Origin of the sequence: Lacticaseibacillus hulanensis (genome assembly GCF_004010095.1) — a bacterium.
In the GTDB taxonomy this organism is placed as follows: domain Bacteria; phylum Bacillota; class Bacilli; order Lactobacillales; family Lactobacillaceae; genus Lacticaseibacillus; species Lacticaseibacillus hulanensis.
In genome coordinates this window covers 39465-63611 of the sequence record NZ_RRYD01000016.1, presented here as the reverse complement: position 1 = coordinate 63611, position 24147 = coordinate 39465, and the positions used below count along the sequence as shown (strand labels likewise).

At 55.3% G+C, this 24147-nt stretch carries 26 protein-coding genes; 20 read left to right on the top strand and 6 right to left on the bottom strand.

The window, feature by feature from the left end; all coding sequences use genetic code 11:
• The first annotated feature begins 252 nt into the window (after window positions 1-252).
• From EKN00_RS05590 to EKN00_RS05555, 8 genes are all read left to right on the top strand, one after another.
• The gene (locus tag EKN00_RS05590; protein WP_127849166.1) at window positions 253-1791 is read left to right on the top strand and encodes a ClC family H(+)/Cl(-) exchange transporter; all 1539 of its coding nucleotides are present in this window, start codon (window positions 253-255) and stop codon (window positions 1789-1791) included.
• 123 nt (window positions 1792-1914) lie between these two features.
• Window positions 1915-2151, top strand: a complete 237-nt coding sequence (gene secG / locus EKN00_RS05585; protein WP_127849165.1) for a preprotein translocase subunit SecG — start codon at window positions 1915-1917, stop codon at window positions 2149-2151.
• Between the two features lie 152 nt (window positions 2152-2303).
• Entirely contained in the window at window positions 2304-3035 is a 732-nt protein-coding gene (locus EKN00_RS05580; protein ID WP_127849164.1) for an alpha/beta hydrolase, read from the top strand.
• Window positions 3036-3092: 57 nt separating this feature from the next.
• The gene (gene rnr / locus EKN00_RS05575) at window positions 3093-5552 is read left to right on the top strand and encodes a ribonuclease R (RefSeq protein WP_127849163.1); all 2460 of its coding nucleotides are present in this window, start codon (window positions 3093-3095) and stop codon (window positions 5550-5552) included.
• 26 nt (window positions 5553-5578) lie between these two features.
• The gene (gene smpB, locus EKN00_RS05570; RefSeq protein WP_127849162.1) at window positions 5579-6049 is read left to right on the top strand and encodes an SsrA-binding protein SmpB; all 471 of its coding nucleotides are present in this window, start codon (window positions 5579-5581) and stop codon (window positions 6047-6049) included.
• A 69-nt stretch (window positions 6050-6118) separates the two neighbouring features.
• Window positions 6119-6703: a GNAT family N-acetyltransferase gene (locus EKN00_RS05565; RefSeq protein ID WP_164848038.1), complete on the top strand. Its 585-nt coding sequence runs from the start codon at window positions 6119-6121 to the stop codon at window positions 6701-6703.
• Entirely contained in the window at window positions 6696-7127 is a 432-nt protein-coding gene (locus EKN00_RS05560) for a GNAT family N-acetyltransferase (RefSeq protein WP_127849160.1), read from the top strand. Before EKN00_RS05565 ends, EKN00_RS05560 begins: the two co-directional genes overlap by 8 nt.
• A gap of 145 nt (window positions 7128-7272) precedes the next feature.
• On the top strand, window positions 7273-7707 hold the full coding sequence (locus tag EKN00_RS05555) for an ACT domain-containing protein (RefSeq protein ID WP_127849159.1): 435 nt from the start codon (window positions 7273-7275) through the stop codon (window positions 7705-7707).
• A gap of 81 nt (window positions 7708-7788) precedes the next feature.
• Here the strand turns inward: EKN00_RS05555 and EKN00_RS05550 are convergent, their stop codons facing one another.
• Both EKN00_RS05550 and EKN00_RS05545 read right to left on the bottom strand, forming a co-directional pair.
• Entirely contained in the window at window positions 7789-8271 is a 483-nt protein-coding gene (locus tag EKN00_RS05550) for an LURP-one-related/scramblase family protein (protein WP_127849158.1), read from the bottom strand.
• A 153-nt stretch (window positions 8272-8424) separates the two neighbouring features.
• The gene (locus tag EKN00_RS05545) at window positions 8425-9330 is read right to left on the bottom strand and encodes a Cof-type HAD-IIB family hydrolase (RefSeq protein WP_127849157.1); all 906 of its coding nucleotides are present in this window, start codon (window positions 9328-9330) and stop codon (window positions 8425-8427) included.
• A gap of 218 nt (window positions 9331-9548) precedes the next feature.
• Here EKN00_RS05545 and EKN00_RS05540 point away from each other — a divergent pair, with 218 nt between their 5' ends.
• The 8 genes from EKN00_RS05540 to EKN00_RS05505 all read left to right on the top strand — a co-directional run bounded on the left by EKN00_RS05540 (window position 9549) and on the right by EKN00_RS05505 (window position 14703).
• Window positions 9549-10031, top strand: coding sequence for a DUF2975 domain-containing protein (locus EKN00_RS05540; protein ID WP_127849156.1), 483 nt, complete (start codon window positions 9549-9551; stop codon window positions 10029-10031).
• Between the two features lie 9 nt (window positions 10032-10040).
• Complete coding sequence (locus tag EKN00_RS05535) at window positions 10041-10244, top strand: helix-turn-helix domain-containing protein (protein WP_127849155.1); 204 nt, start codon at window positions 10041-10043, stop codon at window positions 10242-10244.
• Window positions 10245-10372: 128 nt separating this feature from the next.
• Window positions 10373-11062, top strand: a complete 690-nt coding sequence (locus EKN00_RS05530; protein ID WP_127849154.1) for a uracil-DNA glycosylase — start codon at window positions 10373-10375, stop codon at window positions 11060-11062.
• A 132-nt stretch (window positions 11063-11194) separates the two neighbouring features.
• Window positions 11195-12178 carry a phosphate acetyltransferase gene (gene pta / locus EKN00_RS05525; RefSeq protein ID WP_127849153.1) on the top strand — a complete coding sequence of 328 codons (984 nt, stop codon included), beginning with the start codon at window positions 11195-11197 and terminating at the stop codon, window positions 12176-12178.
• On the top strand, window positions 12171-12638 hold the full coding sequence (gene tsaE / locus EKN00_RS05520; RefSeq protein ID WP_127849152.1) for a tRNA (adenosine(37)-N6)-threonylcarbamoyltransferase complex ATPase subunit type 1 TsaE: 468 nt from the start codon (window positions 12171-12173) through the stop codon (window positions 12636-12638). Before pta ends, tsaE begins: the two co-directional genes overlap by 8 nt.
• A gap of 54 nt (window positions 12639-12692) precedes the next feature.
• Window positions 12693-13523 carry an aldo/keto reductase gene (locus EKN00_RS05515; RefSeq protein ID WP_127849151.1) on the top strand — a complete coding sequence of 277 codons (831 nt, stop codon included), beginning with the start codon at window positions 12693-12695 and terminating at the stop codon, window positions 13521-13523.
• A gap of 148 nt (window positions 13524-13671) precedes the next feature.
• Window positions 13672-14106, top strand: a complete 435-nt coding sequence (locus EKN00_RS05510; RefSeq protein WP_127849150.1) for a DUF805 domain-containing protein — start codon at window positions 13672-13674, stop codon at window positions 14104-14106.
• A 72-nt stretch (window positions 14107-14178) separates the two neighbouring features.
• Window positions 14179-14703, top strand: coding sequence for a DUF805 domain-containing protein (locus EKN00_RS05505; protein ID WP_164848037.1), 525 nt, complete (start codon window positions 14179-14181; stop codon window positions 14701-14703).
• A gap of 941 nt (window positions 14704-15644) precedes the next feature.
• Here EKN00_RS05505 and EKN00_RS05500 read toward each other — a convergent pair.
• From EKN00_RS05500 to dinB, 3 genes are all read right to left on the bottom strand, one after another.
• The gene (locus EKN00_RS05500; RefSeq protein WP_127849148.1) at window positions 15645-16178 is read right to left on the bottom strand and encodes a 3'-5' exonuclease; all 534 of its coding nucleotides are present in this window, start codon (window positions 16176-16178) and stop codon (window positions 15645-15647) included.
• Window positions 16179-16223: 45 nt separating this feature from the next.
• A complete protein-coding gene (locus tag EKN00_RS05495) occupies window positions 16224-16979 on the bottom strand; it encodes an exodeoxyribonuclease III (protein WP_127849170.1) in 756 nt (251 codons plus the stop codon).
• A gap of 136 nt (window positions 16980-17115) precedes the next feature.
• The gene (gene dinB / locus EKN00_RS05490) at window positions 17116-18237 is read right to left on the bottom strand and encodes a DNA polymerase IV (protein WP_127849147.1); all 1122 of its coding nucleotides are present in this window, start codon (window positions 18235-18237) and stop codon (window positions 17116-17118) included.
• Between the two features lie 152 nt (window positions 18238-18389).
• Between dinB and EKN00_RS05485 the strand changes: the two genes are divergently transcribed.
• From EKN00_RS05485 to EKN00_RS05475, 3 genes are read left to right on the top strand one after another with little or no spacing between them, the layout of a single operon-like run.
• On the top strand, window positions 18390-19706 hold the full coding sequence (locus EKN00_RS05485) for a DRTGG domain-containing protein (protein ID WP_127849146.1): 1317 nt from the start codon (window positions 18390-18392) through the stop codon (window positions 19704-19706).
• Between the two features lie 2 nt (window positions 19707-19708).
• Window positions 19709-20656, top strand: coding sequence for a DHH family phosphoesterase (locus tag EKN00_RS05480; RefSeq protein ID WP_206611263.1), 948 nt, complete (start codon window positions 19709-19711; stop codon window positions 20654-20656).
• A gap of 5 nt (window positions 20657-20661) precedes the next feature.
• Window positions 20662-22020 (top strand): DEAD/DEAH box helicase, encoded by a 1359-nt coding sequence (locus tag EKN00_RS05475; protein WP_127849145.1) that lies wholly within the window; start codon window positions 20662-20664, stop codon window positions 22018-22020.
• Window positions 22021-22064: 44 nt separating this feature from the next.
• On the opposite strand, the gene EKN00_RS05470 is transcribed toward EKN00_RS05475, so the two are convergent.
• Window positions 22065-22820, bottom strand: a complete 756-nt coding sequence (locus tag EKN00_RS05470; protein WP_241559462.1) for a potassium channel family protein — start codon at window positions 22818-22820, stop codon at window positions 22065-22067.
• A 266-nt stretch (window positions 22821-23086) separates the two neighbouring features.
• Here EKN00_RS05470 and EKN00_RS05465 point away from each other — a divergent pair, with 266 nt between their 5' ends.
• Window positions 23087-24019: a hypothetical protein gene (locus tag EKN00_RS05465; RefSeq protein ID WP_127849144.1), complete on the top strand. Its 933-nt coding sequence runs from the start codon at window positions 23087-23089 to the stop codon at window positions 24017-24019.
• Window positions 24020-24147: the final 128 nt, after the last annotated feature.

Sequence of the window (24147 nt, the reverse complement as noted above, 5' to 3'; positions counted from 1 at the left end):
TGTCACGGTGTGCGAACAATTCCATAAACGCAGTCGTGACGGGTCTCTACCTATTGTATTAGTTAGAAGTTCAACTTCTAATTTAGCTGCTTAGCAGATAAATGATGTGAAAATACCCGTCACCGAGAAACCGGTGGCGGGTATTTTTGTATGACGAATTTGAATGCACATGTGCGTATTTTCCGCACGCCACGCGGTCAGCCATAATAAAACCGCATAAACGATGCTATACTAAGTAGTAGATTCTTTATCTTGGAGGTTTCTTTGGTTGTGAAGACGCGCGATAAAACTCGCTTTCGGTTTATCATCATTGGGTTAATCATTGGGGCGGTCGCCGGCTTTGTGGTGGCCTTGTTTCGCCTGCTGATTGAGCGAATGCTTGATTTCGTTAAATATCTGTACATACATCCCAGTCCGCTGATTATTGGCGGATTTATTTTGGCCAGTATCATAATTGGCCTGTTCATCGCGCTCCTTGTTCACCAGCAGCCGAACATTAGCGGCTCCGGTATTCCCCAGATTGAGGGGCAACTGCACGGGGACCTGGACTTCAACTGGTGGGCAATTCTTTGGCGCAAATTTGTCGCCGGCGTTCTCGGTATTGGCAGTGGCTTGTTCCTTGGGCGTGAGGGACCATCGATTCAGCTCGGGTCGGCGGTTGGCCAGGGGTTTGCCGATGTGAATCACAAGACCGGGTCGGATCGGCGCGTGATGATTGCGTCAGGGGCCGCGGCGGGGTTGTCGGCCGCGTTTAACGCTCCGATGGCTGGGACCATGTTTGTGCTCGAGGAAGTTTACCACAACTTCAGCCCGCTCGTCTGGATGACGAGTCTGGCCAGCGCGGTGGCCGCGGACATGGTTTCGCTGAACTTTTTTGGCCTGACGCCGGTTCTGCACCTCGTTTACCTGCACACGATGCCCGTGCGGCTGTACTGGCACCTGATTCTGCTCGGAATTTTACTGGGGCTACTCGGGATGCTCTACAGCAAGTGCACTTTGGCCATGCCGCACGTATACGCGTTAACCAAGATTCCGCGGCCGATGCAGGGCCTCATTCCACTGCTGCTGGTCATTCCGCTCGGGCTGATGTACCCCGATTTACTCGGTGGGGGGAACAGCGTGATTTTGAGCTTCGGGGCAAAAATTCCGTTACTCTGGCCGCTAATCATCATGTTTGTTATTCGCTTTGTGTTCTCGATGGTTTCGTACGGCTCCGGTCTGCCCGGGGGGATTTTCCTGCCGATTTTGACGCTAGGGGCAGTGATAGGTGCCGTGTACGCGGTCTTCATGGCCAACTTGGGTCTGCTGCCGCGAATGTACATGATGAACCTAATTATCTTCGCGATGGCCGGCTATTTTGCTGGGATTGGGAAGGCTCCGTTCACGGCGATTTTGCTCATCACGGAAATGGTGGGCTCGATTCATAACCTGTTGCCCCTGGCGCTACTGTCACTGACCGCCTTTACGGTCACCGACTTGCTGGGCGGGGCACCAATCTATGAAGCGCTCCTCAGCCGGCTCGTACTGCCCAATCAGCTGGGCCGGTTGCACCAGCCCGTGCGCTTTGAATTACCGATTTTTGCCGGGGCCACGTTGGACTCGGCCCAGGTGCGTGATTTCAAGTGGCCAACAGATAGCTTGCTGGTCGAAATCAGGCGGGGTGATGACCGGCGCATTCCGCACGGGGATACCGTCCTGCGTGCGGGGGACACCCTCATCATCATGACCGACGAGCGGCACCAGCAGGAGGTTCGGCGCGTCATCAGTCGGGTAGCCGAGTCGCCGGAGTAGTTTTGATGAGCAATCCAAATCTTTGCGATTGTGTTGCTTAACCGGCTGTGGTAGTCTTGTAGTAGTATTTTTTTGTGCGGAGCAGGGTACACGCCTCCGCGTATTCAATTGGAGGAATTAATTGTGCAGTCATTAATGACAAACCTGCTGGTTGCGGACTCAATTCTAATCGTGATTGCCGTCCTGATGCAGCCAAGTAAGCAACAAGATGCTCTGAGTGCTCTGTCCGGTGGGGCAACTGACCTCTTCGGCAAGACCAAGTCCCGTGGTTTTGAGGCATTTATGGAGAAGGTCACCGTCGTACTCGGTGTTATCTTCTTTGTCCTCGCCCTCGTCCTTGCATACGTGTCTTCCCACTAAGCGGTAGATAGTGGGCCCAGTGCGTTTCGCCTTTGAGCCAATACGTTAGAACGGTCCTGTACCCGAGCCTGGGTATTGGACCGTTCTTTTGCAAAGACCGCTATTTGCGCGCAAAAACGTTATGCTTAGTGTATGATTAAGGAGGTCAATTGATGATTCGTATCCCACATGCAGTTGAATACGACGGGGACCATACGCGCCTTGGTGTGGTCCTGCTCCACTCATATACTGGCAGCAGCCGCGACATGAAGTTCCTTGCGCCGGCGCTGAATGCGGCCGGATACGGCGTGTACGTGCCCGTGTTGCGCGGACATCACGACCGCACGGCTTACGGCCCGCTTCTTGGCGGCAATCCCGATGATTGGTGGGTCGATACGCAGGCCGCGGTCACCAGAATGCACCGCGAATACCCACGGGTTGCCGTTTTTGGGCTGTCACTGGGCGGTGTCCTTGCCCTGCGCGCGGTTGCCGAACTTGATGCGGTGGTCGCTGGCGGCGTCATGGCCGCGCCAATCTGGCAGGGGTCCCCGTATTTCACCCGCACGGTGCACGGCTACTTTGATTACGTGCAGCATTTTACCGGGGTGAAGGCCGACAAGGCGGCAATGGCAGGTGCAATCGATGATCAGCGGGCGGCGATTCGGCACCTCGCGCACGGGGTTATGCGGGATGCTGCAGATATCGTGAAGCCCGTGTTCATCGCGCAGGGGGGCAAGGATTCGGTGATTGATCCGGAGACCGCCCGGCAAACGCGGGCCAACCTGGTGAACGCGGACACTGATTTTCACTGGTACCCGAACGCCGACCATATTCTCACAGTTGATCCAGTGCACCCGCAGCTGGAGGCAGACATGATTGCCTTCCTGAACCGGGTGCAATTATAAAAGTTAAATCTAAAATAGAAAAATCTGCGGCTTTGCCGTACAGAAAGAGGTACTCGAATGACCACAGTCGGTCACATGCGAAATGAATTACTCGCATTATTTAAGCGTAACCCGAAAGTAAGTTACGCGACTAAAACGTTAATTAAGGCACTCCACGTTGAAGATGGGGATGTCAAAGTGCTTGCGGAAGCACTGGCACAACTGGAAAAGGATAACTTCCTGCACAAGGATGACGCCGACCTCTACGCTTTTGGCGCGGGTGAAGCGGACCTGATTTCCGGGACCTTCCGCGGCAACGATAAGGGGTTCGGCTTTGTTGCGATTCCTGATTCAAACGACCCGGACTTCTTCATTGCTCCGCCTAACACGCACAACGCGGTTGACGGGGACACGGTTGATATTCGGGTGCTGCACGCGGCGCGCCCTGGTGACACTCGCGGTGGGGATGCTGAAGTTGTCCACATCACGGAACACAAATACAACCAGTTGGTCGGTGAATACGCACCCCTGACGGATAGTGAAGCAATTCGCACCGGCTACATGGGTACAGTTACCAGCCACGAAAAGAAGATAAGCAAGTACAGCATCTACGTCAAGGACCGGGGATTAATGCCCCAGATGGGTGACATGGTGCTGACCGAGATTACCCGCTACCCAGACCGCGAACACCCTGACACCATGGAAGGGGTTATTAAGCAGGACCTTGGGAACAAGAACGACCCTGGTGTGGACGTTATGTCCATCGTGTACCAAAACCACATCAAGTCTGAATTCCCTGAAGAAGTGCTGACCCAGGCGAACGAGATTCCAGATCACGTGACCGAAGCTGACCGCGTTAACCGCCGGGACATCACCGATGAAGTGGTTGTGACCATTGATGGCGATGACTCGAAGGACTTCGATGATGCTGTTGGGCTCACCAAGCTGCCGAACGGGAACTGGCGCCTTGGGGTTCACATCGCGGATGTTTCTTACTACGTTGTGCCCGGGACCCCACTTGATGATGAAGCGTACGAACGCGGCACATCAACCTACCTGACCGACCGGGTTATTCCAATGCTGCCATTCCGCCTCTCAAACGGAATTTGCTCCTTGAACCCAGACGTTGACCGGTTAGCGATGTCCTGTGAAATGGAAATCGACCATGATGGCCACGTGGTAAACCACGAAATTTTCCAGTCAGTCATTCGCTCCCACGGCCGCCTCACGTACAATAACGTGAACAAGGCGCTTGAAGGCGATGCTGACGCGCTGGGCGAACACAAAGATTTGCTGCCAATGCTGCAGGAAATGGCCAAGCTGCATGAAGTGATGTACAAGATGCGGCATGCGCGCGGGGCGATTGACTTCGAAGAAAACGAAGCCAAGATTATCGTGGACGAAGACGGCCACCCAACGGACATCGTGCTCCGCGAACGTGGTACTTCCGAAAAGATGATTGAAAGCATGATGCTCGCGGCTAACGAAACGGTTGCTAAGCATTACTACGACGATCACGTTCCGTTCCTGTACCGTGTCCACGAAACGCCTGATGACGACCGGATTAAGGAATTCATTGAGTTCCTATCCACCTTTGGCATTCACGTTCAGCCCGGGAAGAACGGGGACGTTACGCCACGGATGCTGCAGCAGGTTGTTACTGACGTCACCGGCAAGCCGGAAGAGGCCATGGTGAACGTTAAGTTGCTGCGGAGTCTGAAGCAGGCCCGCTACTCACCAGATCCACTGGGTCACTTTGGTCTGGCGGCAACCTACTACAGTCACTTCACCTCACCAATTCGTCGGTACCCAGACCTTGTTGCCCACCGCATGATTCGCGAATACGGCGACAAGGGCGAGACCGAAGAAGTGAAGGAAAAGTGGCGTAACGCCCTGCCCGACATCGCGGTGGCAACCAGTGCCGCTGAACGGCGCAGTGTCGACGCCGAACGTGCTGTTGACGACCTGAAGAAGGCCGAATACATGCAGGACAAGATTGGCGAAGACTTCGATGCCGTTGTCAGCTCTGTCCTCAGCTTCGGGATGTTTATCGAACTGCCGAACACGGTTGAAGGGCTTGTGCACATTTCCACCATGGACGATGACTACTACCAGTTCGTGGAAAAGCAGATGGCGCTCGTTGGTGGCCGGACGCACAAGATGTACCGGATTGGCCAGGCCGTGCGGGTTCACCTTGAAAACGTGGACGTTGAGCAGCGGAACATCGACTTCAAGCTGGTGCCTGATGAAAGCACCCCTAAGGCCGACTTCGACACTAGTGACCTGTTGCAGGATGCACCAGTGAAGAAGAGCTTTGGTGGTCCACGCGGCGGTAACCGGAATGGCGGCCCGCATGGTGGCAACGGCAATGACCGGCGCAACGGTGGAAACCGGAATGGTCAAGGCGGTGGTCGGAATAACCGGAACAACTCACTTGATGCACTAGCGAACAAGTGGGGCGCGAAGGGTAATTCCGCCAGCCGCGGCAATGCCAGTCACGGCCCCCGCAACAATCAGTTCAAGAACAAGCGCAAGTAAACGTTAAGTGAAAGGGGTGCTGGAAAATGGCCAAAAAGCAAAAACCAAAACCCGATAACTTAGTCGCGCAAAACAAAAAAGCCCGCCACGATTACACCATTACCGATACGTATGAGGCCGGAATCGCACTGACGGGGACGGAGATTAAATCCGTCCGTGCCGGGAAGATGAACCTGAAGGACGGCTTTGCCCGCATTCGTGATGGGGAAGTGTGGCTGGAAAACGTGCACATCAGCCCGTACAAAGAAGGTAATCAGTTCAACGTGGACGCAATGCGCAATCGCAAGTTGCTCCTCCACAAGAAGGAAATCCGGAAACTGGACGCGGCTACTGCCGGTCAGGGCAACACACTCGTGCCCCTCAAGGTTTACCTGAAACATGGGTACGCGAAGGTACTGATTGGCATCGCTGTTGGGAAACACAATTACGACAAGCGTGAGACCTTAAAGCGGCGCGATCAGGACCGGGAAATTGCACGCGCGATGAAGGAAAGATAAACAGGAAGGCGTGGGTGGCAGATGCAGACCCGCGTTTTTTTGCACAGTCAGATAAGGAGTATTACACAGATGGTTAAGATTCGTCCGGCAAAACCCGAGGACGGGGTGCAGGCAGCACCACTCATTAAGATTGTTTTTGACGAAATGGAAATTCCCGAAATTATGCGAATGGACGTTGCCGCCGTGAATGCGGTGTTCGCCGAGGCGTTCAAGGTTGCCGCCTTTCGGTATAGCTATGCCCACACGATTGTGGCGGAGGAAGATGGGCAAATTCTGGGGGTCTGCGTGGGTTATCCCGCCGAAGAAGAGGACCACATTGACGATGCCTTTGCGCCGTTCTTGCCCCAAGTTGGGATCACTGACGGTCGCGAGTTATTCCCCGACCACGAAAGTTTCCCCGTTGAGTGGTACCTAGACCTGCTCGCCGTTAAGGAGTCCGCGCAGCACCAAGGAATTGGTACCCAGCTGCTCGAGGCGGCTTGTGCGCGTCAGCAAGCTGCAGGTCAGCGTTACGTCGGCCTGTGCTGTGATCTGGTCAACCCCAAGGCCCAGGCGCTGTATTCGCGTCTTGGCTTTGCCGAGGATGGCCGCGTGCGGATTTTCGCCCACGAGTACCGGCACATGCGCAAGGATTTGGAGGCGGCCCATGTTTGATTTGCGAATTGGTTCAGAACCGGCACTGCGCGCGGCCAGCATCTATGTGCGCATGCAGGTCTTCGTGCTTGAGCGCGGGATTGCCATCGATGATGAGTTCGACGCCAATGACGTGCCCGGCGTTACGTACGCCGTGATTTTCGATGGCAAAACGCCGGTCGCAACTGGGCGCTTCTTGCGGGAAGACGATGGTTCGGCCCGGCTGACGCGCATCGCCACGCAGGCCGACTACCGTGGTCAGCATTTGGGCACGCAGATCATTCGGGCGCTCGAACGGCAGGCGCAGGACCTGCACATTCACGACATCGCAATTCACGCCGAGGTGACGGCGATTCCCTTTTACGCTGGGCTGGGCTACCACGCGGTGTCACCGGTGTACAAGGAAGATGGAGTGCCTTGCCGCGTTATGAGCAGGACCCTATAAAAAATGTCCACAATTCGTGAACAGCTGTGATTAAGTTCTTGAACTCGCTGATGTTTACCGGTATGATTACAAATGTATAAGCAGAATGAACAACTTCTGTGACTGATAGACAAAGATACGAATAAACATAGAATGAGGGATAGTTGTGGATAAGTATTACATCGTCGACCGTTCGATTCTGCCCGACGTGGTGGAGAAGGTCATTGAAGCACGGTCATTGCTCGAAAACGGTGAAGTCCACCAGGTAAGTGAGGCCGTTAAGCGTGTTGGCATCAGCCGGGGGACGTACTACAAGTACAAGGACGTCGTATTCCGGCCAACGCAGGAACTTTCGAACCGGAAGGCGGTTGTTTCGCTGATGTTGCACCATGAACGGGGTGTGCTGTCAGAGGTGCTCAACCGGGTGTCGCTCGCTGACGCCAGCATCCTGACAATCAACCAGAACATTCCCATCCACAACTGGGCCAGCGTCGTGATGTCACTTGATATTAGTGGTATGCCGAGCACCCTAGATGCACTGATTGCGGACTTACACGCACTGAAGGGTGTTAGTGCCGTGCAGCTTGTCTCCGTCGAATAGGGTAATTTCAAGCCAAAAAAACAGGGCGAAACCGTTGTGGTTTCGTCCTGTTTGCGTTATTCGTGCACGCTAAGAAGCTGTCTAGTATGAAAAACTAAGCGGCTGCTGCTTCATGATGGTGCCCTGGCGAATCTGGTCCAAGACGGCGATTGTCAGCAAACTCGCTGGCGCGGCTTCCTTGGTGTTGCACCAGAGCCGCATGGTCAGGCCGCTAGCAAGCGTGTCACTGGCAAAGACCGCTTCGAACCCGCGGTAGGCGCGGTAGTGGTTGGCGGTCATGTTGCCGCTAACCAGCCAGTTGGCGCCCCGGAGCATGTACAGGGGGTGGGTCTCGCCCACCATGCGGATGAGGGTCCCGCGGCCCTGGCCGTTAATGTTGATTTCGTAGCGATTTTTCTGCGCGGGATTGACGCTGCCCAGAATGTGGTTGTCCGTGTTCAGCAACTGGAATGATCCGTGGGTGCCATATTTCTGGCGGAGCACAAACCGTCCCCGATTGTCGCCATCACGAACGGACGTAAAGCGGCCAGCATGCAACGTTTCAGTTTCAAAAAAAAGTTCCAATATTGCCACCTCACTAGGAGCCATCACGCATAGCAAAATGTGTTGATTGGCACATTAATACCGGGTGGGCTCGATTGATAATGCCTGATTTCGGTAACGACCACGAGCGCGCATTCGTGCTGCCACTGGTGGGCGTTACCGGATTGAAAAATCTTAGTTAACGAATTCGGTCTGGGATTTGCTCTGTTCCAGGCGGTTTTCTTCCATCGCCTTCATGATTGCCAGGGCCACCCCGTGATTGGTGTTGGTGGCGGTGACGAACCACGCGAGGTCCTTGATTTCGGGCACCGCGTTCCCCATGGCCACACTGTATTTGGCGTCGCGAATCATCGACTCATCGTTGAAGTTGTCACCAATGGCCATGACGCTGTCCATGCCAAAGCCCTTCTGTGCAACGTACTTCGCCAGCGCAATGCCTTTTTGCGCCTTAACGTTGTTGATTTCGATGTTGTTCTTCGAGGAGCTCGTGACCATCAACTTGCCAGTCTTAATCAGAATGTTCTTCGGTTCCACCAGGGTTTCTGGGTCGGCGGTGTTGAAGGCGATAATTTTCATGACGTGCACATCGGGATCCGCCATAATGCTTTCGTAGTTGTCCACGTAATTGATGTTCATGATTTCCAGGCGGGCGGAGGCGAGGGCCACGGCCAGCTTGTAGTTGGTGTCTGGGTTTAGGTTAACCAGCAAATCGGCCACGTTCTGAATCCGGCGGACCCGGCTGTTGGAGTAGATGCCGTGGTCGGTGACCAGTTCGTAATACAGACCGCGGTCGTCCAGCAGCTGCATGGAGTACTCGGTCATCTTGTCTTCCAGGGGGATGGACACGACCAGCTTGCCGTCTTCATCGTAAACCATGGCGCCATTCAGCGTGATGTAAGCTGGGTGTAGGTGCTGGTCGGCCAGCAGGGGTTTGGCTTCAGTTAGTCCGCGCCCGGTGGCAACGATGAATTCAATGTTGTTTTCACCGGCCTGGCGAATTGCGGCTGCATTTTCGTCGGAGACCTGCATCTTGTCGTTGAGCAGCGTGCCGTCCATGTCTGATGCAATTAACTTAATCATCCAAATCCTCCATGGTTGCGTACCGGTGAGCAAATTGTCGCCCGCGTTACCCAACCCTGACCTGTGCGTCGTTCGTGTCAAAGCGTTAACTTCATTTTAGCATGTTCCAAAGGATTTGTGAAAACGCTGCTTTTTGGCAACCTTTACCATTTCATATCGTTTATCGATAAAAATTGTGCTATGATGTTTTTATTAAATGGACGCGGAGGAACGCGAAGATGAAGATAGGCACTTGGTTTTTGAAAATTACGATTGGTGTGATGTTCCTGATGGCGGTTGCAATTGCGATTATTCCAGCGCCCCAAATTGCCATCGCCGTGATGAGTGATGCGCCCAAGTCACTGGGCTTTGTCGGCCTCATGCTGATTGGGGGGCTTTACCTCGTCATTCTTGGCTTTTTGGCCGCTGCCTGGCAGGCGGAACGGCTACTTTTGGTCATTGACCGGAGCGACGCGTTCAGCCGGCGGTCGGTAAAACTGCTGGCCACGATTAAGTGGTGCGTTGCGGTGATGGCTGTGGGCACCCTCTGTTGGTTGCCGTACCTGTACGTGCTTGTGCAGCAGGAGGACGCGCCTGGCCTGATGTTCATCGGGCTGTGCATCATCGCCGTCCCGATTGTGATGGCTGTCTTCCTTGACGTGCTGCAGCGGCTCTGGGCGGCCGCGCTCGACTACAAGGAAGAGACCGATTTGACAATCTAGGAGGGTGCGATGATTGAAATTAGTTTAGACGAGTGGCTCGTCAAGCGGAACATGACCCTCACGCAACTGGCTGCGGAAGTTGGCATTACTGTTGCCAACCTGTCCATCCTCAAGACGGGCAAGGCCAAGGCGGTCAGGTTTTCGACGCTGGAAAGAATCTGTGCGGTCCTGGATTGCCAGCCCGGTGATATTTTGCACTACAAGGCCCAATAAGCTGGTTGTGCCCGTGTTTGTGGTGAGCAGTCAGAAAACCTGTCAATTCAAAAGGCAATCCCGGTTAGATTAGGGATTGCCTTTTCGCGTCCTACTCGCTGTTGTAAAATAGGCGTGGAGGTGGACTCATGAAGACACTGATTCACAACGACTGGCAGGACATCTTGGCGCCGGTTTTTGCTGGTAAAACGTACGCACAGCTACATATGTTTCTGGCGGATGAATATGCTCACCAGACGATTTATCCGGAAATGCACCATATTTTCCAGGCGTTTGAGTGGACGAGCTTTCGGGACACCAAGGTGGTAATTCTGGGTCAAGATCCGTACCACGAACCAAATCAGGCGGTTGGGGCGAGTTTTGCGGTTGCACCGGGTGTTCAGATTCCGCCGTCACTGGCGAACATTTACAAGGAGCTGCAAAGTGACCTCGGCATTGCGCCGGTCAACCACGGTTACCTGAAGAGTTGGGCCACGCAGGGCGTATTGTTGCTCAATGCGGTGCTCACCGTGCGGCGCGGGGCGGCGAACTCCCACCGTGGGCGCGGCTGGGAAGAGGTCACCGATGCCGCAATTAAGGCGTTGTCGGCGCGCGGCGGTTGTGTCTTCATTCTGTGGGGACGCTCGGCACAGGACAAGCGGCGATTCATTGACGAACGCAGTAATTACGTGATTGCCTCAGCCCACCCAAGTCCGCTGTCGGCGTACCGGGGCTTTTTCGGCAGCAAGCCATTTTCCAAGACGAACGCGGCACTTGAAGAGATGGGGGCTAAACCCATTGACTGGCAGTTGCCGGCAACGGTCGACCAGGTCGATTGAGTTTAGAAAAAGTTTAGATTTGTGCTCGCTTAACGATTGGGTTGAGCTTACGATATTGATACAATAAAACTAACGTGTGCAACATGACGCACGCAAACAGTTGGTGGTGGAAGCACCGCAGGAGGTAGGATTATGGATTTATTTGCGAGTTTGGAACAAAGCGTCCGGGGTCAGGGCGTGACCATCGTCTTTCCAGAGGGGACGGAACCACGGATTCTTGGTGCTGCGGCTAAGTTGCAAAACAACGGCGTGCTGAGTGCGGTGGTGCTCGGTGACGCTGCGGCGATTGCGCAGGTAGCCAAAGAGCATGATTTTGACATCAGCAACCTGACTATCCGCGACCCAGAAAAAGATGCCGACCACGAGAAATTCGTCCAGGCGTTCGTTGACCGGCGCAAGGGGAAGGCCACGCCGGAACAAGCCCGCGAGATGGTGCGTGACGCCACGTACTTCGGCACGATGATGGTGTACACCGGTGAAGTTGACGGTCTGGTGTCGGGTGCGGTGCACTCGACGGCGAACACCGTGCGGCCAGCCTTGCAGATCATCAAGACGAAGCCGGGTGTTTCGCGGACCAGTGGTGCATTCATCATGCAGCGCGGCGATGAACGCTACCTGTTTGCCGACACCGCCATCAACATCGACCCCAGTGCGGACGAATTAGCCGAAATCGCGGTGGAGTCTGCCGCAACCGCCAAGGCGTTTGGCATTGACCCACGTGTGGCCCTGCTCAGCTTCTCGACCAAGGGCTCAGCGTCTGGCCCAATGGTGACCAAGGTGCAGGAAGCAACTGAAAAGGCCAAGAAGCTCGCGCCTGATCTGCCGATTGATGGTGAGTTGCAGTTTGATGCGGCCTTTGTGCCGAGCGTCGGTGCACAGAAGGCTCCAGGCTCAGATGTTGCGGGTCACGCAACGGTGTTCGTGTTCCCTGAACTCCAGTCCGGGAACATTGGCTACAAGATTGCGCAGCGGCTCGGTGGCTTCACCGCGGTCGGCCCAATTCTGCAGGGCCTGAACCAGCCGGTATCTGACCTGTCCCGTGGCGCTTCCACCGAGGATGTTTACCAGACTGCCCTGGTGACTGCGATGCAAGTATTGGCGGCGCGCAATGACTAAGACGTGGACCTTCGCGGGCGAAAGTGAAATGCAGCAGTTCGCCGCACAAGTTGCGACCGTGGTTGAACCGGGGGATGTGCTCCTGCTTGATGGTGACCTTGGTGCGGGCAAAACCAGCTTCACCAAGGGCCTCGGCGCGGCGCTGGGGATTACCCAGCCCATCAAGAGCCCAACCTTCACCATTATTCACGAATATCCAGAAGGCAGAATTCCGTTGTACCACATGGATTTGTACCGGCTCGAAGATGGGGGCGCGGACGATCTTGGCCTCGAGGAATACTTCGAGGGTGACGGGGTCAGCGTGGTTGAGTGGCCAGAATTCCTCGGGCTCAGTGCGCCCGAAGATGACGTGACGCTCCACTTTCACAAGGACGACGATGACGACAACAAGCGTACCTTGACGGCAGACGCACGCGGCAAGCGCGGCGCGGCGCTGCTTGAGGCAATTGAAAAGCTATGATGAAGGGGACGCACTGAATTAGTGCGTCCTTTTGCATCGGGAAAGGTGATTAAGATGGACGATTATATTTTGCGTGATGGACTGCGGCTGCCCCGGATTGGGTTTGGCACGTACAAGTTGCAGGGGGTATCTGGGGCCAACGCCATTGCCAGCGCGATTCAAACTGGCTACCGGCTGGTGGATTCAGCGTACAACTACGAGAATGAGGGGGCGCTGGGTGCGGGCATTCGCCGCAGCGGTGTTGCCCGGAACCAGCTGATAATCACGTCGAAGCTGCCGGGTCGTTATTATGAACGCAATGCTGCGATTACGGCACTGCAGGAATCATTATTCCGGTCCGGTCTCGATTATTATGACCTGTACCTGTTGCACTGGCCCAACCCTAAGGCGGACCAGTACGTCGAGGCGTGGCAGGCACTGATTGACGCGCAAAGATTCGGGTTGGTGCGCTCAATTGGGGTCTGCAACTTCCTGCCGGAGCATTTGGAGCGGCTGGAAAAGGAAACGGGTGTGTTGCCGAGTGTCAATCAAATTGAGCTGCACCCGTACTTCAATCAGGCTAAGGAGCGCGCCTTTGATGCGGAACACGGAATTGTGACGCAGGCGTGGAGTCCTCTGGGCCGGGCAAGCAGTGTGCTGCAGGAGCCGGTGATTGCGGAAATTGCGAGGAAGCACGGCAAGCAGGTGGGTCAGGTGATTTTGCGCTGGGAAATTCAACTCGGTGTTGTGCCAATTCCAAAGTCGCAGCATGTCAGTCGGCAGCGGGCCAATTTGGCGGTCTTTGATTTTGAGCTTTCCGCAGACGAAATGGCGGCAATCAACTCACTGACAAAACCAGATGGGCGCAATAAGAACCAAGATCCGGCCACTTATCAAGAATTCTAAGACAAACAAGGACCGTGCAGCGAACTGCAGCTGCGCGGTTTTTTTGACCGCAAACGCGCGCGTGGCACCAGTTGTTAGCGCTTACTTAATGGTGGTATAATGGGTTTAACGAAATGGGGGTTTGGCAAGTAAAGGCAGGTGCATAGCGATGACGGAAACAATGGGTCCGGTGAAGGCGATGCGGCGGTTGTTCGGTCGATACGTTGATTTTGATGGGCGCAGCGGCCGGGCGGCTTATGCTTGGGCAATGTTGCTACTTCTGATTATCACGGGTGGTTTTGGCTTGTGGTTGCGCACGCGGACGAACGCAATTAGTGCGACGAGCATCTTTGCCGCCGACGTGATTTTTGTGGTGATGTTTTTCACCTACGCAATTCTCGCGGTACCGTACGCGAGCCTGCACATCAGGCGCTACCGGGATGCGGGGCTCACGCCGTGGCTACTACTCTTTACTGTCGTGTTGCCGCTGATTGTGTTGCTACTGGACAACGGGAACATCTACGTTAACTACGGGGCGTATGTGCTACTACTGGTGAACTTGGTATTGGCATCCTTACCGAGCCGGCAAGAATTTGGTTATTAAAAAAACGGCTGTTATGACGGCCGTTTTTTAATGTGCGTGGTATACTTAGCCAAAAGACTTGGAGGTTCCCTTATGCAAAAAGAACGGGTTGGGTTTTTCAGTGCACTTGTGTTATTTTTCAAAAATTACGTGAACTTTACGGGGCGTAGCACGCGTGCTGAATATTGGTGGATGTTTCTTTGGCAGGTAATATATGGTGTCCTGCTTTGGGGATCGATTGCGGGTCTTGGCATCATGATTTTGCAAAAGTCCGCGGATAATGAAAGTGCAACTGCATACATCGGCTTAGCGGTGGTTCTAGGCATTGTTGCTCTTGTCCTCGCACTAGCCGTCATCATCCCGAGCATCTCGCTTCGGGTCCGGCGTTACCGGGATGCGGGGGTGAACCCACTTTTGGTGCTCATTCCCTACATTCTGCCGAACGCGGTCACCTTTTTCCTGCACATTCCGAATACTGATTCCAGCGCCACGTTCAATGCGTGGCTGGCCAGTTCGGGAATGCAGATTGGGTTGCTGTTACTAATCAGCTTTGCCGCATGGTTGTTCAATTTAGTCATCACCCTGATGCCAAGCAAACCATCACGCAATATTGATTAACAGCGGGAGTGGCTTTGGTGAGCTAGACCAAGGGGGCTCCGCGTTGCGGGGTTTGGCCTCCGGGTCCGGGCTGGGCCTCGGGTGTGCTTCGCCGTGGTCGCTGTGGCGGTCGTCTGGAGCCGGAAAAGCGCCGTCTCCAGACTAAAAATTTAGCTTTGCATCGTCGCAGTTAACTTCTAACGGGTGCGGAACATTGCAGTTAATTTTTTGTTTATTCTCGTAATCCACATCTAGCAGGCTCCTCACACAAATCTAAATTTTTCCCACAAGAATAGAGGCTGTGCCAACCGCAAAAAACGCGGTCGTCACAACCTCTATTCTTGTTGCCACGGCTGGGCGGCACACCCGAGACCCAGCCCGGACCCTCCAGCCAAACCCCACAACGCTCCGCTGGACAGTGGCATAAATCCAAATTCAGACTCAGTTCACGGATGGCAACCGAACAGATCTAAGGTAGCTGCCGGGGTCATGAATTTCTTTCTCGGATCTGCTTAAACATCGCCTGTACTTTTAGTTCTCTAACCACGATGTAGCGACTGGGTGGGGTCGGTGCGTGTGGAGCCAGAAGCTCTTGGCGCTTTAGCGCTTAGAGCTCTGGACATCGTTAGAGTGCGGCTGGGATTTTCCTGTGAAAGCTATGGTGAGAGAAGACCGATGCGGTTTTTGCATCGGGCTTCTCCACACCATAGCCGGCAAAAATTAAGACCCGCTAGGAGAACAAGATTCCCCAGCAGGTCTTAGCCACACATATTAAGTTTGTGACCCTAAAAACCAGTTGCGGGGCTCAATTTTTAGGTTGAAGACCCCGCTTTTGGGGCTTCAACCGGCCGCACGGAAAATCCCAGCCGCACGGAACGCACACCGGCCCCGCCCAGGCGCGGCCCCTATACCACTACATGCCCAGAACTTCACCAAGGACTGACGCTGCCGGACAGCGACAGCTATGCCAGCTTGACGAAGGGTTGGAGCGCACGGGGTGTGAACTGTTTTTCTTCCTGCAGGAGGATCCGGGCGCAGGCGTATGAATCGTCGAGCGCGTTGTGGTGGTGCTCCAGGTCGATGTGCAGTGCCCTGCTAACTGTGTCTAATTTGTGGTTAGGCAGTTCCGGGTAGAAGTACTTCGACGTCCGGACGGTGTCGATGTACTGGAATTCTGCCGGCGCCAAGTGGTATCGTTCTAGGCTCTTGCGCACGACGGAAACGTCGAACGTGGCGTTGTGTGCCGCCACCAGCTGGTTCGCGGTGAAAAAGCTTTGGATATGTGGCCAAAGTTCCGGCCACGTTGGCGCGTCTTGCACCATTTGTGGCGTGATGTGGTGTATCTGCACGTTGTATGGACTGAACCGCACCTCAGGGTTGATTAAACTGTAAAATGAGTCAACAACGCGGCTGCCGCGCACCACCACGAGGGCGACGGAGCAGGCGGTTGCGCGTTGGCCAGCTGCGGTTTCGTAATCCATTGCAATGAAATCCATGTTGTCCTCCAGAATACTGATAGGCGTAGTGCACTACCACAAAATTTACAGATTGACGGTTAATTCGATTGGGCAGTGATCGGAGCCCATGATTTCCGTGTGAATCTTGGCGTCGACCAGTTTGTCATCGAGGTCCTTGCTGGTGATGAAGTAATCAATCCGCCACCCCGCGTTCCGACTGCGCGCGCCGAAGCGGTAGCTCCACCACGAGTAGATGTCCTTCTGGTCGGGGTAGAAGTGGCGAAATGTATCCGTGAATCCCGCGCCAAGCTGGGCGGTGAAGTCCGTGCGTTCTTCATCCGTGTAGCCGGCGTTGTGGTGGTTACTCGTCGGGTTCTTCAGGTCAATTGGGTTGTGCGCAACGTTCAGGTCCCCGCAGTAGATGACGGATTTGGTCTCCGCCAGCTTACTGGTGTAATTGCGGAACGCGACGTCAAAGCCTTGGCGGAATTCGAGGCGCTTTAATTCGCTGCCGGAATTCGGGACGTAGACGGTGATTAGGTAGAAGTTAGGGTATTCAAGGGTGATGACCCGGCCCTCATCGTCGTATTCGGGCACGCCGATTCCGTACGTTGCGCTTAGCGGCTCGTGCTTCGTGAAAATGGCCGTACCGGAGTAGCCCTTACGCTCTGCATAGTTGAAGTACTGGTGGTAGCCGGGCAACTCGAGGCTTGCCTGACCCTCCTGCATCTTGGTTTCCTGCAGGCAGAAAAAGTCTGCATCCAGGGTGTTGAATGTGTCCATGAAGTCCTTTTTCAGGATGGCCCGTAATCCGTTAACGTTCCAAGAAATAAATTTCAACATTTGTCCCTACTTTCCCGCCAGCACAAAGCTGTCCCGGCGTTATATCCATTTTGGCTGGCATCGCAGCGCTTGCATTGTTTCGGTTCGTGTCCATTATACCAAAAGCAAAACGAGCCCGCCCAGGTAAACTGGGCTATTCGATGTGCGGGCCCAGCGGCAGGTCGATGTTCGCGAACGTGATGGGGGCGAGGGCGGTGACGGTGATGCCGACTAGCCGCAGTGCCTTGCGCATGCCGCCAAGTTCTTGCCAGAGCTGCAGGGCGGCGTCATAGATTGCTCGGCTCGTGTCGAAGTAGGTTTCGGTGGTGACGCGCCGGGTCAGGGTTGTGAAGTCGACGTCGCGGACCTTGATGACTACGGTCTTGCCGTGCCGTTCCTTGCGTCTAGTGGCCTCGAAAACCATTTCGGCGAGGCGTTCGAACTCTTTTTCCACTGAGGTGTCGGTTTGGAGCGGCGGGTTGTAGGTCCGCTCCTTGCCAATTGACTTGGCCTCGCGCACGCGCACGGGGCGGTCATCGATGCCGCGGGCGTGCTGAGCGAGGATGAAGCCCATCTTGCCGAAGCGCCGCTGTAATTCCTGCGGGGATTTGGCCCGTAAGTCGGCGCCGTTGTGGATGCCCATTGCCTCAATCTTGGGCAGCGTCTTTTTGCCCACCCCGTGGAAATTACCGATGGCTTGCTCGGCCAAGAAGTCGTCGACCACGTCGGGGGTCACGACCGTGCGGCCCCCGGGCTTGTTGTATTCCGAGGCCATTTTCGCCAGGAACTTGTTGTACGAAACGCCAACCGCGCAGGTGAGATGGGTTTTCGCCTCAATCGTGCGCTGCAGCCAGATGGCGAGGCTGATGGTGTTGGAAAAACGGGTGCTGGCGGTCACGTCGAGGTACGCTTCATCCAGGGCAACGGGTTCGATGAGGTCGGTTACTTGATGAAAGACCTCGTGAATCTGCTGGGACACCGCGCGGTATTTTTCAAAATCCGGGTTCTTGAACACCAGGAGTTGCCGGGGGACCAGGCGTAAGGCCTCCTGGGCGGGCATGGCCGAATGGACGCCGTACTGCCGCGCCACGTAATTGGCGGTGGTGATCACGCCCTTACCGCCAGTTTGGCGCGGGTCGTGGGCAATCACGAGGGCCTTCTTGCGGTACTCCGGACGGTCGCGCATTTCAATTGAGGCGTAGAACGCGTCCATGTCCACGTGCACAATTCGGCGGTGCGTATCACTGGGCAAATCTAAGCGGAACAATTCGGACACATTTACATCTCCTCACGAACAAACTTTCGCTAACATTTTCGCACAGATTAACCCCTGGTGCCAGTCCGTTTTTCCAGGGGCGACGCCAAGACACATCTTGACGGTGATTTCTGTTATAATTAACTTATCTATGCAAAGGGGAGGCGCCGGCGTTGCAGAAAAGTGAACAGTTGCTCCATTACATCGAATCACTGGATGTCGGCACCCGCATCTCTGTGCGCCAGATTGCTAACAGTCAGCATGTTTCCGCGGGCACGGCGTACCGGGCGGTCAAAACGGCCCAGGCGCGCGGACTCGTGGCGACCATCGACCGGGTCGGGACCGTGCGGACTGACCCCAGACCGCGGAGTACCAGCGCGCAATTAACGTTTGCCGATCTGGTGCGCGTAATTGATGGACGCGTTCTGGGGGGCAGCGATGGTTTGGATAAGCCGCTCGATAAGTTCGTTATCGGGGCCATGAAGACGAGCGCGATGGGCCATTACATTAGCCGCAACTCGCTCGTTATTGTCGGGAACCGTGAAGACGCGCAGGCGCTGGCACTGGAAAGCGGCGCGGCGGTGCTCATTACCGGTGGCTTTGATACCACCCCCGAAGTCATGGCGCGGGCCAACGCCGCGGCCCTGCCGATTATCGCGACGAGCCACGATACATTCACCGTTGCGACCATGATTAACCGCGCGCTGTCCGACCAGGCCATTCGCCGGGACATCTTGACCGTGGCCAGCTTGTACACGCCGCGGGAAGAGGCCAGTTTTTTGCAGCTGCCGGCGACGGTGGGCGATTACCGCAGTATGGCCAAGGCTAGCGGGCACGCGGACATTCCCGTCGTGAGTGTTAGCGGACGGGTGGTCGGCGTGGCCACCAGCATCACGGTGAACGAGCGCAAGGATGCCGCACCAATTGACCGGGCGATGGAAAGACATCCCGCCGTGGTCAAAACTGGTGAATCCGTGGCCACCGTGAACCACCTGATGCAGGGCCGGGGGTTAAACCTCGTGCCCGTGGTCGACGATGCCGGGCTACTCATCGGGGTCCTGACCCGCGCCACCGTATTGGCGCAGCTGCAGGAGACGCCGGAGCCCGAGCATTTGCCGGCGACTATTGCTGATCAGCTCGATGCAACGCTCAGTCCCGTGCGGCCACTGTTAGGTGGCACCGCCGCATACCGGGTGGCAACCGCACCGGTGATGACCAACAAGTTCGGGGCCCTGAACGTCGGGGTGCTGAACGGACTGGTGACGAGTGCAACCAGCCGTTACCTGCGCGACAACGGGCGGCAAAACGTTCTGGTTGATAATATTACGCTGAGCACACTGCGTCCGATTCAGTTATCTGCACGTGTGACAATTGGTTTGAAAATCCTGGACCTAACGCGCCATGGTGCCGCATTTGATATCGACGTGACCGTCGACGATGTTGTGGCCGCAAAGGCGTTGTTAACGTGTCAGTTACTAGAGAGGAATTAATTATGGCAGTAGAAGAAATTTTGCAGGCAATTGCAGAAAACGACACGATTATTATTCACCGGCACCAGCGGCCCGATCCCGACGCTTACGGTTCGCAGGTAGGACTGGCCGAAACCATCCGCAACAGTTACCCCGACAAGGCGGTTTACGTTGTGGGTGAGTCCGTTCCGAGTCTGGGGTGGCTTGCGACCATGCAGGAGATTCCGGACAGCCGCTACGCTGACGCACTCGTGATTGTCACCGACACGGCCGACACGCCGCGGATTGATGACGACCGGTACAAGCTGGGCAAAAAGCTGATTAAGATTGACCACCATCCGAACGATGACGCGTACGGCGACATCCGGTTGGTGCAGCCCGAAGCGTCCAGTTGCAGCGAGGTGCTCCTTGACCTCATCAACGCCAGCAACGGTCAGCTGAGGCTCAACGTGCGGGCGGCCAAGATGTTTTACGCCGGAATTGTCGGTGACACCGGCCGCTTCATGTACAACAACACCAGCGCCCACACGCTGGAGCTAGTAGCGCAGCTGTACGGCTTTGACTTTGACCCTAGCCTCATCAACCAGAAGATGAATGAGGTCACGCTGGGTCAAGCAAAGCTCCAGGCATTCGCGATGGACACGCTTGAAATCACCGAAAATGGTGCCGGCTTCTACATTTTGCACCAAAGTGATTTGGCTCGTCTTGGCGTTGCGCAGGATGAATACCAGGCCGCAGTGGGAACGGCCGGCCGGCTCGCGGAGGTTCACGCCTGGGCAATGTTCACGGAACAGCCCGACGGAACTTACCGGGTCAGCCTGCGTTCCAAACAAGCACCAATTGAAGAGATTGCAAAGAAACATAATGGTGGCGGTCACGCACTCGCCAGTGGGGCGAAGGCGGCAGATACCGACGAAATCCACCAGATTGTCAGGGAATTAGACGCACTGCTTGCCAGTGCCGGAAAGTGAGATTAATGGATACCAAGTTTAACCAGTACAACCTCAGCAAGGACTTGCTGACCGCCCTGGCGGTAAACAAATTCATCGACCCAACGCCAATTCAGACGCAGGTAATCCCTAAGGCGCTGAAGGGCATGTCCATCATTGGTCAGTCCCAGACGGGTTCGGGGAAGACGTTAGCGTTCTTGCTGCCGATTTTGAGCAACATTGACCGCAGCGACGACACACTGCAGGCAGTCATCACGGCGCCAAGTCGCGAACTGGCCACCCAGATTTATAAGACCGCCCAGCTGCTGCTGGCGGACATCGATGACCTGCGCGTTGGCCGTTACGTTGGTGGGACCGACCGGCAGAAGCAGGAAAAGAAGCTGACCGGCAAATCCGTGCATTTGGCCATTGGCACGCCGGGCCGTATCCGCGACCTGTTGCAGGATGGCGCACTGACGGGCTACACCGTGAAGACCTTTGTTGTTGATGAGGCCGACATGACACTCGACATGGGCTTCCTCGACACCGTGGACAAGATTGCAAGCACGTTCCCAGCCGAACTGCAGATGATGGTCTTCTCCGCGACGATTCCGCAGAAGCTGCAGCCATTCCTCAAGAAATACATGCACAATCCACTCGTGATTGAGCTGAAGCCTAAGACGGTTATCGCCGACACTGTGGATAACTGGCTCATCGCCAAGAAGGGGAAGAACACCAATGAGCTGGTGTACAAGCTGCTCACGATTGGTCAGCCGTACCTTGTGCTTATTTTCTGTAACACCAAGGAAGCGGTCGACAAGTTGCACGCCTACCTGACCGATCAGGGCCTGGACGTTGCCAAGATTCACGGGGACATCGCGCCACGTGAACGCAAGCGCGTCATGAAGGACGTTGCCGCTGGGCGGTACCAGTACGTTGTGGCTACCGATTTGGCTGCCCGCGGGATTGACATCAACGGTGTTTCCCACGTCATCAACGCCGAAATCCCAACTGATCCCGAATTCTTCATCCACCGGGTTGGGCGGACCGGCCGTAACGGCATGAGCGGGATTGCCATCACCCTTTACGCACCTGGTGAAGAAAATAAGATTGGCGAACTCGAAAACATGGGGATTCACTTCACCCCCAAGACGATTCACGACGGCGAGTTCATCGACGCCAAGGACCGCAACCGGCGCCACACCCGGGAGAAGAAGTCCGATAAGCTGTCGCAGACCATGTACGGGATGCTGCAGAAGGAAAAGAAGAAGCGCAAACCTGGTTACAAGAAGAAGGTTAAGAAGGCCATCGCGAAGGAAGAATGGTTCAATCGTCGCGTTGAAAAGCGGGCGGAACTGCGCGCTGCCAAAAAGAAGAACAAAGCAAAGGGTCTCAACCAGGCCTAATGCAAAGAAGGGCCCCGGAAGCAATTCCGGGACCCTTTTTTAATTCAGATTTTCTTGTGGAGCAGCTTGTTTTTCTGGGCCATCAATTCCTTCTTGCTGATGACACCATCTTGCTGGAGCTTTTGGTACTTCAGCAATTCATCGGCGGGCGAGGAAACAATGGGTTCGGCCGTGAAGTAGGCGGTAATCGAACTGGTTAACGTACCGATTAACCCAATCCCGGTGAACATCAGGATGATGGCGACCAGCCGGCCGAGAAGCGTGTGGGGCGTGACGTCACCGTACCCAACCGTGGTCGCGGTCACGATGGCCCACCACAGGCCGTTCCAGAACGTGGTGTGTTCAGCGTAGGCGTAGACCACCGAGGCGATGAGAATTAACATGGCGGAGAGGCCGAGGTAATAAATGAGGCCGCCACCACGCAAAAAGCGCATGAGCCGCGACTTGAAGTGATGGGTCAGGTGGTGCCACGCCTCACCAATCCGGCGACGGGCAGCGGCGGCACTGCTGACGACCTTTTGCACGTGTTCGGGTGACATTACTTTGTCAGTTGGCACAATCGTGGACAGGCGGAAGGTGTTGGTGGCCAGCATTTTGGCCTTGCCCCGCGCCATGAACAGGCGAATCAGGTAGTCGCTGGCGAACACCAACAGTAGTATTGAAATTAAGATGCGGCCCAGCGTTCCGTTTAGTTGAATTACCTGGCACCAGTCAAGAACAACGACAATCAGGGCCAGCAGCGAGACGGCTGTCAACGTTGCATTATAGATGCGGAAGAAGCGCTCAAGTTTGGCGTTCATTACCTGTCACCTCAGGGGATTAATTGAGAATTATTTCGGTTCAAGCATACGACGGGCCCGGATTAATAGCACGCGTTTGTTACTACTTTAAGCAAAGTTTATGCATACCATGTCCCTTCGCGCTAGTCTTGCTGCGGGGCTTGCGTGAAGAGATGATCAAACGGTGGCCGTGCGAAAATGCGGATAATCATTTTCAGCGTGAACATGGCTATTGCACAAAGGGGAGCTGGTGTATAATCATTGTAAACGCTGTCAGGAGAAAAATTATGCGGGTAATTAAAACAAGCGGCTGGCTGCTCGGGACACTTTTGTTGGTGCTGCCACTGGGTGCGTGCAGCCAGCACCAGGATGCACCGAAGAGAGGCCAACGGGTACAGACGGAAAAACGTGCCAGCAAACCGGCGAGCACTAGCAGTCAACACGCCGATAATTCGTGGTCGGCGCGGCAACTGGACCAGTTTGCGGCGTACATGCAAAGTTACGCGCAGAAGCAGGGGGTGGGGCTGACGGTCGCAACCAATAAGCACCCCCAAAACTTTGCGGGTTACACCTGGCCCAAAGTGTATAACGACCTAGAAGCCAAGGTGACCGGCCGCGACACCGACCTGCGCACCGATAAGGCGGTTGCCCAAGACGCTGGTTACTTTGTGCAGGCAACCTACGCGCTAACGACGTCCGGGAAGGGTGAGCCGTACGCGATTTATGCTTTGGTCACCCGAGCTAAGACGCCCGAATTGATGCGGGTTGAGGTGGCAGATAAAGCAGACGCGCCGTACCTAAGTGGCGTACTCACTGCACCCGGCCAGCTTGATGCGGCGCTGGCGGCAATTACCGCCGGGAAGACCGTGGCCGCGCCAAAACGCGAGCCGCTGCGGAACCAGTACGATGCGGTGGCGCTGCTCGAACGCAAAATTGGGATGAGGGATGCAGACGGTGAGTTCAGCTGGCGCGTCACGGGCAGTCTGCAGCGTGACGAATTCACCAGTAACAAGCAGCAATATTACCTGGTGCGCAAGATTTATAATGTGCAAGCCAAAAAGGGTGACGGCACCACCGGCAGCGTCAGTTACGGTGCGGGGCCTGCTGATTCCGTCATCTATTACGTGAACGCGAAGTCCCAGGCGATCACGCGCGGTGACACGGACGCGGGGGCCAAGATTGCTGCGGGGAGAATCATGCTGAACTCGAATAAGAATTAGTTGCAATGGCGGGTCGCACGCTTTTATCGGCTGGTGTTTGAAAAATGATAGATTTAGTCGCGGCCTTTGCAACCAACATGCCTTCATTGTATAATGACCAAGTTAGGATATACCCCGAGCTTGGCTGA

Excerpts from the sequence above, each read along its gene's own strand:
- EKN00_RS05580 (WP_127849164.1), top strand. The coding sequence starts at position 2,304 with ATGATTCGTATCCCACATGCAGTTGAATACGACGGGGACCATACGCGC.
- rnr (WP_127849163.1), top strand. The coding sequence starts at position 3,093 with ATGACCACAGTCGGTCACATGCGAAATGAATTACTCGCATTATTTAAG.
- smpB (WP_127849162.1), top strand. The coding sequence starts at position 5,579 with ATGGCCAAAAAGCAAAAACCAAAACCCGATAACTTAGTCGCGCAAAAC.
- EKN00_RS05565 (WP_164848038.1), top strand. The coding sequence starts at position 6,119 with ATGGTTAAGATTCGTCCGGCAAAACCCGAGGACGGGGTGCAGGCAGCA.
- EKN00_RS05560 (WP_127849160.1), top strand. The coding sequence starts at position 6,696 with ATGTTTGATTTGCGAATTGGTTCAGAACCGGCACTGCGCGCGGCCAGC.
- EKN00_RS05545 (WP_127849157.1), bottom strand. The coding sequence starts at position 9,330 with ATGATTAAGTTAATTGCATCAGACATGGACGGCACGCTGCTCAACGAC.
- EKN00_RS05540 (WP_127849156.1), top strand. The coding sequence starts at position 9,549 with ATGAAGATAGGCACTTGGTTTTTGAAAATTACGATTGGTGTGATGTTC.
- EKN00_RS05535 (WP_127849155.1), top strand. The coding sequence starts at position 10,041 with ATGATTGAAATTAGTTTAGACGAGTGGCTCGTCAAGCGGAACATGACC.
- EKN00_RS05530 (WP_127849154.1), top strand. The coding sequence starts at position 10,373 with ATGAAGACACTGATTCACAACGACTGGCAGGACATCTTGGCGCCGGTT.
- pta (WP_127849153.1), top strand. The coding sequence starts at position 11,195 with ATGGATTTATTTGCGAGTTTGGAACAAAGCGTCCGGGGTCAGGGCGTG.
- tsaE (WP_127849152.1), top strand. The coding sequence starts at position 12,171 with ATGACTAAGACGTGGACCTTCGCGGGCGAAAGTGAAATGCAGCAGTTC.
- EKN00_RS05515 (WP_127849151.1), top strand. The coding sequence starts at position 12,693 with ATGGACGATTATATTTTGCGTGATGGACTGCGGCTGCCCCGGATTGGG.
- EKN00_RS05510 (WP_127849150.1), top strand. The coding sequence starts at position 13,672 with ATGACGGAAACAATGGGTCCGGTGAAGGCGATGCGGCGGTTGTTCGGT.
- EKN00_RS05505 (WP_164848037.1), top strand. The coding sequence starts at position 14,179 with ATGCAAAAAGAACGGGTTGGGTTTTTCAGTGCACTTGTGTTATTTTTC.
- EKN00_RS05500 (WP_127849148.1), bottom strand. The coding sequence starts at position 16,178 with ATGGATTTCATTGCAATGGATTACGAAACCGCAGCTGGCCAACGCGCA.
- EKN00_RS05480 (WP_206611263.1), top strand. The coding sequence starts at position 19,709 with ATGGCAGTAGAAGAAATTTTGCAGGCAATTGCAGAAAACGACACGATT.
- EKN00_RS05475 (WP_127849145.1), top strand. The coding sequence starts at position 20,662 with ATGGATACCAAGTTTAACCAGTACAACCTCAGCAAGGACTTGCTGACC.
- EKN00_RS05470 (WP_241559462.1), bottom strand. The coding sequence starts at position 22,820 with ATGAACGCCAAACTTGAGCGCTTCTTCCGCATCTATAATGCAACGTTG.
- EKN00_RS05465 (WP_127849144.1), top strand. The coding sequence starts at position 23,087 with ATGCGGGTAATTAAAACAAGCGGCTGGCTGCTCGGGACACTTTTGTTG.